We start from the raw sequence: 7,919 nt of genomic DNA, 5'->3' as shown, positions 1-7,919 counted from the left end.
ACAGCACGATCTCGCCGCCCGGATCGGGGCAGGCCTCTGCCGCATTTTTGACCAGATTGAGCAGGACTTGGATCAACTGGTCCCGGTTGCCGTAGACCGGCGGCAGCGAGGGGTCGTAGCGCTCGACGAACCGGATGCTGCGGCCGAAGCCGTTCTGCGCGATCTTGCGCACGTGCTCCAGCACGGTGTGGATGTTCACCGGTCCGCGGTCGAGCGGACGCCTGTCGGAGAACACCTCCATGCGGTTGACCAGCGCCACGATGCGGTCGGCCTCGTCGCAGATCAGGCGGGTCAGCACCCGGTCCTGCTCGTTGGCGTTCTCTTCCAAGAGCTGCGCGGCGCCGCGGATGCCGGACAGCGGGTTCTTCACCTCGTGCGCCAGCATGGCCGCCATGGCGGTGACCGAGCGCGCCGCGTTGCGGTGGGTGAGCGAGTTGTCGATCTTGCGGGCCAGGGAGCGCTCGTAGATCGTCAGGATCACCTGCCCGGAATCGTCGCCCATGGACGACACCTGGACCGTGACGTGGTGCGGGCCGATGCGCGGCGTGTCGATGGTGACGCCTTCCTGCGACGCGGTGCTGTGGTCGCGCTGCACCTGGTCGATCAGGCCCATGACGGTGCTGTTGGGCGGCAGCAGCTCGGCCAGGGGAGCCCCTTCCATCATGCTGGCGCTGCTGTCGAAGAACTCCTGCGCCTCCAGGTTCACGTAGCGGACGATGCCGGTCTCGTCGACCACCAGCACCGGGTCCGGCAGCGCGTTCAGCACCGTCGCGGCGTCGATGGTGCCCAGCCGAAAGGGGGCGCGGGGCGGACGGCGGTTCAACGACGTGACCGTACGCGACATCAGGCCGCCATCCTTTCGATCGCTGGGTCGTAGAAGGCGCGGATGTGGCGGCGCACCGCCTCCACGTCGTCCATGCGGTTGATTTCCGAACGGAATTCGGCCGAGCCGTGCAGCCCCTTGGAGTACCAGGAGACGTGCTTGCGCGCGACGCGCAGGCCGGGTTCGCGGCCATAGTGCTCCAGCATCGCCTCGTAGTGCTCCAGCACGATGGCGAGCTGCTCCTCCAGCGGGGGATCGGGCAGGCGCTCGCCGGTGCGCAGGTAGTGCATGACCTGCGCCGGGAACCATGGCCGGCCGTAGGTGCCGCGGCCGATCATCACGCCGTCCGCCCCGGATTCCGCCCGCGCGCGGTCGACGTCGTCGAAGGTCTGGATGTCGCCGTTGACGATGACGGGGATCGACACCGCCTCCTTCACGTTGCGCACGAAGGCCCAGTCGGCGGTGCCGTTGTACATCTGGTTGCGCGTGCGGCCGTGCACGGTGACCATCCGGATGCCGCATTCCTCGGCAATGCGGGCGAGGCGCGGCGCGTTCAGGCTGTTGTGGTCCCAGCCCATGCGCATCTTCAGCGTCACCGGGATCTTCACCGCCTTGACGGTGGTCTCCAGGATGCGGCCGGCCAGCGCCTCGTCGCGCATCAGCGCGGAGCCGGCGTAGCCGTTCACCACCTTCTTCACCGGGCAGCCGAAGTTGAGGTCGACGATGGCCGCACCCCGGTCCTCGTTCAGCTTCGCCGCCTCCGCCATCACCTCCGGCTCGCAGCCGGCGAGCTGCACGGCCATCGGCGACTCCTCCGGCACGGTTTCGGCCATGCGCAGGGTCTGGCGGTTCTCGCGGATCATCGCCTGGCTGGCGATCATCTCGGACACGACCAGACCGCATCCGGTGCGCTTGACCAGACGGCGGAACGGCAGGTCGGTGACGCCCGACATGGGGGCGAGGATCACCGGATCCGACAGGGTGATGGGACCGATCTGGATGCTCATCAGCTTTGCAGTGTCTGGCGGTGTCAGGGAGCGGAAAATGCCCGATTGCTGGGCAGATCAGCGATTTGCTGCGATTTTGAGCAGGCTATCACGCCCGTCCGCCCGGACGCAAGGCCGAGCATGGCCAATGGGTATAGCGATTCCAACGCCTTGGCACCAGGGCGCGCTAGGCCTGAAGGACGTTCATCACGAATTTGACGCCGGGATAGGCAAGGGTGAGCAAGAGATAGGCGATCAGCACCAGACGCGCCGCCGTACGCCCGCGTATCCCGGTCCTTACGTGCACAAACAACAGGCCGCCGATGACCACGAAAGTGGCAATCGAGAACAGCGCCTTGTGGTCCAGGCGGAAGGGCACGCCCTTCTCGTAATGCAGGACTGCCATGCCGGTCAGGAGGCCGAGGCCGAGCACGACCTCCGACGCGGTCAGCAGGCGCACCTGCAGCCGCTCGCTCTCGGCCATCGGCGGCAGCAGGCGGGTGAGTGCGTTCGGCCGCTTGGCCTTCAGCGCCCGCTCCTGCAAAAAGGCGGCGAGCGAGGCGACGGCCGCCAGCGTCAGCAGCGCGTACGTCACCACGGACACGGCGATGTGCAGCAGGATCCACAGCTCCGGCGCGCTGCCGCGCAGCAGCGGTTCGCGCATGCCCTGGGTCGCCGCGGCGATCACGCCGACCGCCAGCAGGTAGGGCAGCAGCAGCGGGCTGAGCCGCCAGGCCGAGCGCGTCAGCGCCGCCAGCCCCAGGAACAGCGCCATCACCGTGGCGATGGTGACCCACAGCGCGGTCGACAGCCCGGTGTGCCACGCCGCCCCCACCTGTGCGGCCGCCCACACGGACGGGCCGACGAAGGCCAGCGCCAGCGCGCCCCAATAGGCGGCCGAGCGCCCTCCCCCGCCGATGCCGGCGAGTGCCCCGTAGGGAAACAGGGCGGCCGGCACCAGCGCCAGCAACGCCGTCAGGCTGAAGAGCAGATTCTGCGACATGCGCCTCCGTCCGCGCCCCGGTCCGGGTCTGAGCCATCTTGGCGGATCACCGGGGACAGGCTAGGCTCCGCCGCGACGCCGTCAAGTCTGCATTTCACCCGGACACGCCTCCCATGCCTTCCTGCATCGCGTTGATCGTCGCGGCCGGCAGCGGCCAGCGCTTCGGCGCCGATCGTCCCAAACAGTACCACGACCTCGCCGGCCGCGCCGTCCTGCGCCATACGGTGGAGGCGTTCCTGCGCCATCCGCGGGTGGCGGCGGTGCGCGTCGTCATCAACCCCGACCACCGCGACCTGTACGACGCCGCCGTGGCCGGCCTCGGCCTGCCGGAACCGGTGGCCGGCGGCGCCACCCGGCAGGATTCCGTGCGCAACGGGCTGGAGGCGCTGGCCGCCGGCTCCCCCGATGACGCCCCCGACCTCGTGCTGATCCACGACGCCGCGCGCCCGCTGATCGACCCGGACACGGTGTCGGCGGTGATCGCGGCGCTGGACACCACCCCCGGCGCCATCGCCGCCGTGCCGGTGACCGACACGCTGAAGCGCGGCGCGGGCGGTGTCAGCGCCGGCACCGTGGACCGCGCCGGGCTGTGGCGCGCGCAGACGCCGCAGGGCTTCCGCTTCGCCGACATCCTGGCGGCGCACCGCAACGCCGCCGGGCAGGACCTCACCGACGACGCCGCGGTGGCGGAGCGCGCCGGGCTGTCGGTGGCCCTGGTTCCGGGCAAGGAGGAGAACTTCAAGGTGACGACCCCCGTCGACCTCGCCCGCGCCACGCACCTGACGCTGGCCGCGCTGCCGGACGTGCGCACCGGTTCCGGTTTCGACGTGCACCGCTTCGCGGCGGGCGACCACGTGATCCTGTGCGGCGTGCCGGTGCCGCTCGACCGCAAGCTGGACGGCCACTCGGACGCCGACGTGGCGCTGCACGCGCTGACCGACGCGCTGCTGGGCGCGCTGGGCGCCGGCGACATCGGCAGCCACTTCCCGCCCACCGACCCGCAGTGGAAGGGGGCGGACAGCGCCCGTTTCCTGCGCCACGCGGTGGATCTGGTGCACGCGCGCCGTGGCATGATCGCGCACGTCGACGTCACCATCATCTGCGAGCGCCCGAAGGTCGGCCCGCACCGCGCGGCCATGGTGGCGCGTCTGGCCGAACTGCTGGGGATCACCGCCGACCGCGTCAGCGTCAAGGCGACGACGACGGAGCGGCTGGGCTTCACCGGCCGCCAGGAAGGCATCGCCGCCCAGGCGGTGGCGACCGTCCGATTGCCGGGCTGAAGATTGCCGGTTTAGACTGCCGCGAAACGCGCGGAGGCACCATGTTCCCTCAGCACATTCGCGAACTCGCGGCCCGGCTGCTGGCCGAGTACGGCACGGCCGGCTACACGATCGCCACGGCCGAGTCGTGCACCGGCGGCCTGATCGCCGGCGCGCTGACCGACATCGCCGGCTCGTCCCGCGTGGTCGAGCGCGGCTTCGTCACCTATTCGAACGTCGCCAAGTCGGAGATGCTGGGCGTGCCGCCCAGCCTGATCCTGGCGCACGGCGCCGTCAGCGCCGAGGTGGCGGTCGCCATGGCGGTGGGCGCGCTGGCCCATTCCAAGGCGGACGTGACGGTGGCGGTGACCGGCGTCGCCGGTCCGGACGGCGGCAGCGAGGCCAAGCCGGTGGGGCGCGTCTACATCGCCACGGCCGTGCGCCGGGGACCCGCCAAGCACAAGGAATACACCTTCCCCGGCGACCGCGAGGCGGTGCGCCTGCAGACCGTGGAATGCGCGCTGGAGCGGCTGCGCACCGCCCGGCCCGACGGCAGCCTGCGATAGGCCGCCGGACGGGGCCTCAGGCCGAGCCCCCCTCTCAGGCCGTGCCCATGGGGCGCCGCTCGACGGCGGGCTCGTTCAGCTCCCTGGGCAGGATCGACAGCAGGACCGCGTCCTTTCGCGCACCGCCCAGCCGCAGGCGCTGGCGCAGCACGCCCTCACGCACGGCGCCCAGCTTCTCGGCGACACGGATGCTCGCGGCGTTGTCCTCGGCGGCCAGGATCTCGACGCGCCGCAGGCCCAGGTTGGCGAACGCGAACCGGGCGGCGAGCATGGCGCCGGCCGTCGCCGCGCCGCGCCCGGTCCAGCGCGAATCGATCCAGTAGGTCAGGTTGCCGACCTGATGCGGCCAGTCGATCCGGTTGATGCTGCAGCTGCCGGCGAAGGTGCGCGTCGGCGCGTGCTCGACGACGAAGCTGTATTCGCTGGCCTGCGCCCATGCCGCCGTCCGCGACATGACCCATGCGGCGCTCTCGTTCGGGCCATAGGCCGGCGATGCCCACGACAGCGCCGCGGCGAGCTGCGGACGCGAGGCGGCGACGGCGGCAAGGTGGCCGTTTATGTCTTCCGGTCCGAATGGCCGTATGGTGAAGTCTTTGACATATTGGTTCATGGTCCATCTCCTCGCCCATGATCGAGCCACCAGAGAAACCGAACCGCATGGTCCCGACCGCAAATGCTTCTGGAAAGGTCGCGCTTCTCGGCGGCAGTTTCAATCCGCCCCATTGCGGGCATCTGCGCCTGTGCGAGGCCATCCTGGCGATGCCCGGGATTGCCGGGGTCTGGCTGGTGCCGGTCGCCGTGCATCCCGGCCGGAAGCCCCTCGCGCCCTTCGCCGACCGGCTGCACATGTGCCGGCTGATGGCGGCCAGGGTGGCGGGGCCGGTGACGGTCTGCGATCTGGAGGGGCGCCTGGAGCCCCCGGTCAAGACCCGCGACCTCGTGCGCGCCCTGGTCGCCCTGCACCCGGAAACGCCGTTCGTCCTCGCCATGGGGGCCGACGTGGCGGCGCACGCGCCGCGATGGCCGGGCTGGCTGGACATCGTCCAGGCCGCCCCGCCGCTGATCTTTCCCAGGTTCGAGCCAGATTTCGAGCCGGGGTTCGAACCGGCCGTGTGGGCCAGCACGGAAGCGCGCCGCCGTCTGGCCGCCGGCGAACCGGCGTCGGGCCTTCTGCTTCCTGAAATCGAAGATTACGCGACCGCACGCCGGCTGTACGGCCCCGAAACGCACGCCGAAGCCTGATGCGAACGGCGCCGGAGCGAGTCATGCGACAATATGCCGTACCGGCCCACCGTCACGGCCGCCGCCACGCGCGGAAGTGATTATCGGGCGAATTTTCTCCCACGCCGTAAAACAAGCGGATCGCTGAAAGCTAATAATGCTTCGCGGGCATCGTTCGTCCGCGTTCGAACGACACCCTTCGATTGCCGCTGCGCAGCCTCGACTTGGCCGTTGCGCGGCCGCCCGGCGTACAAGCACGGCAGTCAAAATGTTATCTAATTTCACGACATACCGCCGTATGGCCGATAATATTGCCGTTTTTCTGGGCTTGTCAGACTCATTCAGTGACTAAGTATAGTAAAAATACCTTTTGAAGCTCCATGGACTCCTGGCATGTTCCTGTCAGGCACCGAGGAACCGCATCTGTCACTATGGTTTTCCCGCTTTCTCCCTTGCAGTCCAAGAGATTGGTCTGCATCCGCAGGTATGCGCATGGGGTATGACCGATGACCAGATTTATCGTTGCGAACAGGCTGTCCGGCGGAGGCGAGCGCAAGGCCAAGCGCGAAGGCGGCGACCGGGCGGAGAAGCTGCTGGCCGCGCACGCGGACATCCGCCTTGACAACAAACCGGAGTCGGAACAGGCGCGCCGCGTCTACAGCGTGGAAGCACCGCACGCGGACATGGCCCGCATGGCCGGCGAACTGGGTGACGACGTCCTTGTCGAACCCGAACATCTGCGCCGCCCCGCCGTGGCGCGCCCGCCCATCGTCGACCGCGTCATCCGGGCCCAGGGCGTGGAGCCGCTGCACCCCGGCGTCGGCGCCGCCTTCGAGATCACCCTGCGCAGCGGCAACCAGTCGGTGGCCGGCGCCAAGGGCCTTCTGGTGCTCAACTCGCTGACCGGCCGCGTGCCCGGCACGCGGCAGGAGGCGGTGTCGGACGCCGGCGGCAAGCTCCTCTTCAACTACGACCCCACGCAGTTCACGCCGTCCATGATCGTGGTCGAGCCCGCCTCCAGCTACTGGAGCGCGCTGCAGGTGATGCCGCGCAACGGCTCCACCATCGAGATGCTCGGCCTGCCCAAGACCGGCCCCCTCGGCTGGTGGCACCATCTGGTCGGCATCAGCGAATCCAGCTTCAAGCGCGGCCAGGGCATCCGCATCGGGATCGCCGACACCGGGCTGGGTCCGAACCCCTACGTGAAGCACGTCAAGGCGCTGGGCGCGGTCGTCGACGGCAAGGTCGATCCGACCCCCAAGGCGACGCTGGACCAGGAAGGACACGGCACGCACGTCGCCGGCATCATCGGCGCCATCCCCGCCGACGGGTCGGGCGACTACGAAGGCATCGCCGCGGGGGCGGACATCGGCGCGCTGCGGGTTTTCGGCCCCGATGGGACGGCCACGCAGGGCGACATCGCGCTTGGCGTGGACCTCCTGTCCGCCGAATTCGACGCCGACCTCGTCAACCTCAGCCTCGGCGGCCCCGAGCCCTCGGCGATCGAGCGCGACGCGCTCATGGCCGCGCTGGAACTCGGCACGCTGTGCATGGCGTCGGCGGGCAACTCCAACGGCGCGCCCGTCTATTATCCGGCCGCCTACCCGGAAGCGGCCGGGGTCAACGCCCTGGGCCTGTACGGAATGTCGCCCGCCGGCACGCTGTCGGCCGCCTGCATGCCCAGCCAGCCCGTCTACTTCGGCCCGGGCGGCCTGTTCGCCGCGAACTTCGACGCGGTCGGCTACGAGGTCGGGTGCGCGGCGCCGGGCGTGGGCATCATCTCCACCGTGCCCGCCCGGCCCGAAGTGGCCGCCCCCTACGCCGAGATGAGCGGCACCTCCATGGCCTGCCCGGCGGCGACGGCGGCGCTGGCCACCTTCCTGGCGGCCGACACCTACTACACGGGCCTCCCCCGCGGGCCCGAGCGCGTGGCCCGCGCCGCCCAGGTGCTCGCCGCCACGCTGAGAAACATCGGCATTCCGAACTTCCTGGCCGGCGCCGGCCTGGTGACGGGGCGCGCCGCTCCGACCCAGCCGGGTTCCTGACCGCCCGCCGAGAAGG

At 70.0% G+C, this 7,919-nt stretch carries 8 protein-coding genes; 4 read left to right on the top strand and 4 right to left on the bottom strand.

All coding sequences use genetic code 11. The features are described 5' to 3' along the window. The 3 genes from VED21_RS25375 to VED21_RS25365 all read right to left on the bottom strand — a co-directional run. A partial coding sequence (locus VED21_RS25375; RefSeq protein WP_324887294.1) for a two-component system sensor histidine kinase NtrB occupies positions 1 to 844 on the bottom strand: 844 nt, incomplete at its 3' end. Beyond that, positions 844 to 1,830: a tRNA dihydrouridine synthase DusB gene (dusB, locus tag VED21_RS25370; protein ID WP_324887292.1), complete on the bottom strand. Its 987-nt coding sequence runs from the start codon at positions 1,828 to 1,830 to the stop codon at positions 844 to 846. The genes dusB and VED21_RS25375, both read right to left, overlap by 1 nt. A 166-nt stretch (positions 1,831 to 1,996) precedes the next feature. Continuing rightward, positions 1,997 to 2,812 carry a cytochrome C assembly family protein gene (locus VED21_RS25365; RefSeq protein ID WP_324887290.1) on the bottom strand — a complete coding sequence of 272 codons (816 nt, stop codon included), beginning with the start codon at positions 2,810 to 2,812 and terminating at the stop codon, positions 1,997 to 1,999. Positions 2,813 to 2,925: 113 nt separating this feature from the next. Between VED21_RS25365 and VED21_RS25360 the strand changes: the two genes are divergently transcribed. Further along, the gene (locus tag VED21_RS25360; protein ID WP_324887288.1) at positions 2,926 to 4,092 is read left to right on the top strand and encodes a bifunctional 2-C-methyl-D-erythritol 4-phosphate cytidylyltransferase/2-C-methyl-D-erythritol 2,4-cyclodiphosphate synthase; all 1,167 of its coding nucleotides are present in this window, start codon (positions 2,926 to 2,928) and stop codon (positions 4,090 to 4,092) included. A gap of 41 nt (positions 4,093 to 4,133) precedes the next feature. Next, entirely contained in the window at positions 4,134 to 4,637 is a 504-nt protein-coding gene (locus tag VED21_RS25355; RefSeq protein ID WP_324887286.1) for a CinA family protein, read from the top strand. 34 nt (positions 4,638 to 4,671) lie between these two features. Here VED21_RS25355 and VED21_RS25350 read toward each other — a convergent pair whose 3' ends face one another. Next, the gene (locus tag VED21_RS25350) at positions 4,672 to 5,247 is read right to left on the bottom strand and encodes a GNAT family protein (protein WP_324887284.1); all 576 of its coding nucleotides are present in this window, start codon (positions 5,245 to 5,247) and stop codon (positions 4,672 to 4,674) included. Between the two features lie 47 nt (positions 5,248 to 5,294). On the opposite strand from VED21_RS25350, the gene VED21_RS25345 reads away from it, so the two are divergent. Together VED21_RS25345 and VED21_RS25340 are read left to right on the top strand one after the other, a co-directional pair. Then, positions 5,295 to 5,879, top strand: a complete 585-nt coding sequence (locus tag VED21_RS25345; RefSeq protein WP_324887283.1) for a nicotinate-nicotinamide nucleotide adenylyltransferase — start codon at positions 5,295 to 5,297, stop codon at positions 5,877 to 5,879. Positions 5,880 to 6,364: 485 nt separating this feature from the next. Next, positions 6,365 to 7,903, top strand: a complete 1,539-nt coding sequence (locus VED21_RS25340) for a S8 family serine peptidase (RefSeq protein WP_324887281.1) — start codon at positions 6,365 to 6,367, stop codon at positions 7,901 to 7,903. Positions 7,904 to 7,919 lie beyond the last annotated feature (16 nt).

It is taken from the genome of Azospirillum sp. (genome assembly GCF_035627195.1).
GTDB lineage: Bacteria > Pseudomonadota > Alphaproteobacteria > Azospirillales > Azospirillaceae > Azospirillum.
The sequence above is the reverse complement of the archived record's forward strand: the minus strand, read 5'-3'. Positions and strand labels throughout refer to the sequence as shown.

Bases quoted from the DNA above. Each gene is read 5' to 3' on its own strand.
- dusB (WP_324887292.1), bottom strand. From the start codon at position 1,830: ATGAGCATCCAGATCGGTCCCATCACCCTGTCGGATCCGGTGATCCTC.
- VED21_RS25365 (WP_324887290.1), bottom strand. From the start codon at position 2,812: ATGTCGCAGAATCTGCTCTTCAGCCTGACGGCGTTGCTGGCGCTGGTG.
- VED21_RS25360 (WP_324887288.1), top strand. From the start codon at position 2,926: ATGCCTTCCTGCATCGCGTTGATCGTCGCGGCCGGCAGCGGCCAGCGC.
- VED21_RS25355 (WP_324887286.1), top strand. From the start codon at position 4,134: ATGTTCCCTCAGCACATTCGCGAACTCGCGGCCCGGCTGCTGGCCGAG.
- VED21_RS25350 (WP_324887284.1), bottom strand. From the start codon at position 5,247: ATGAACCAATATGTCAAAGACTTCACCATACGGCCATTCGGACCGGAA.
- VED21_RS25345 (WP_324887283.1), top strand. From the start codon at position 5,295: ATGGTCCCGACCGCAAATGCTTCTGGAAAGGTCGCGCTTCTCGGCGGC.
- VED21_RS25340 (WP_324887281.1), top strand. From the start codon at position 6,365: ATGACCAGATTTATCGTTGCGAACAGGCTGTCCGGCGGAGGCGAGCGC.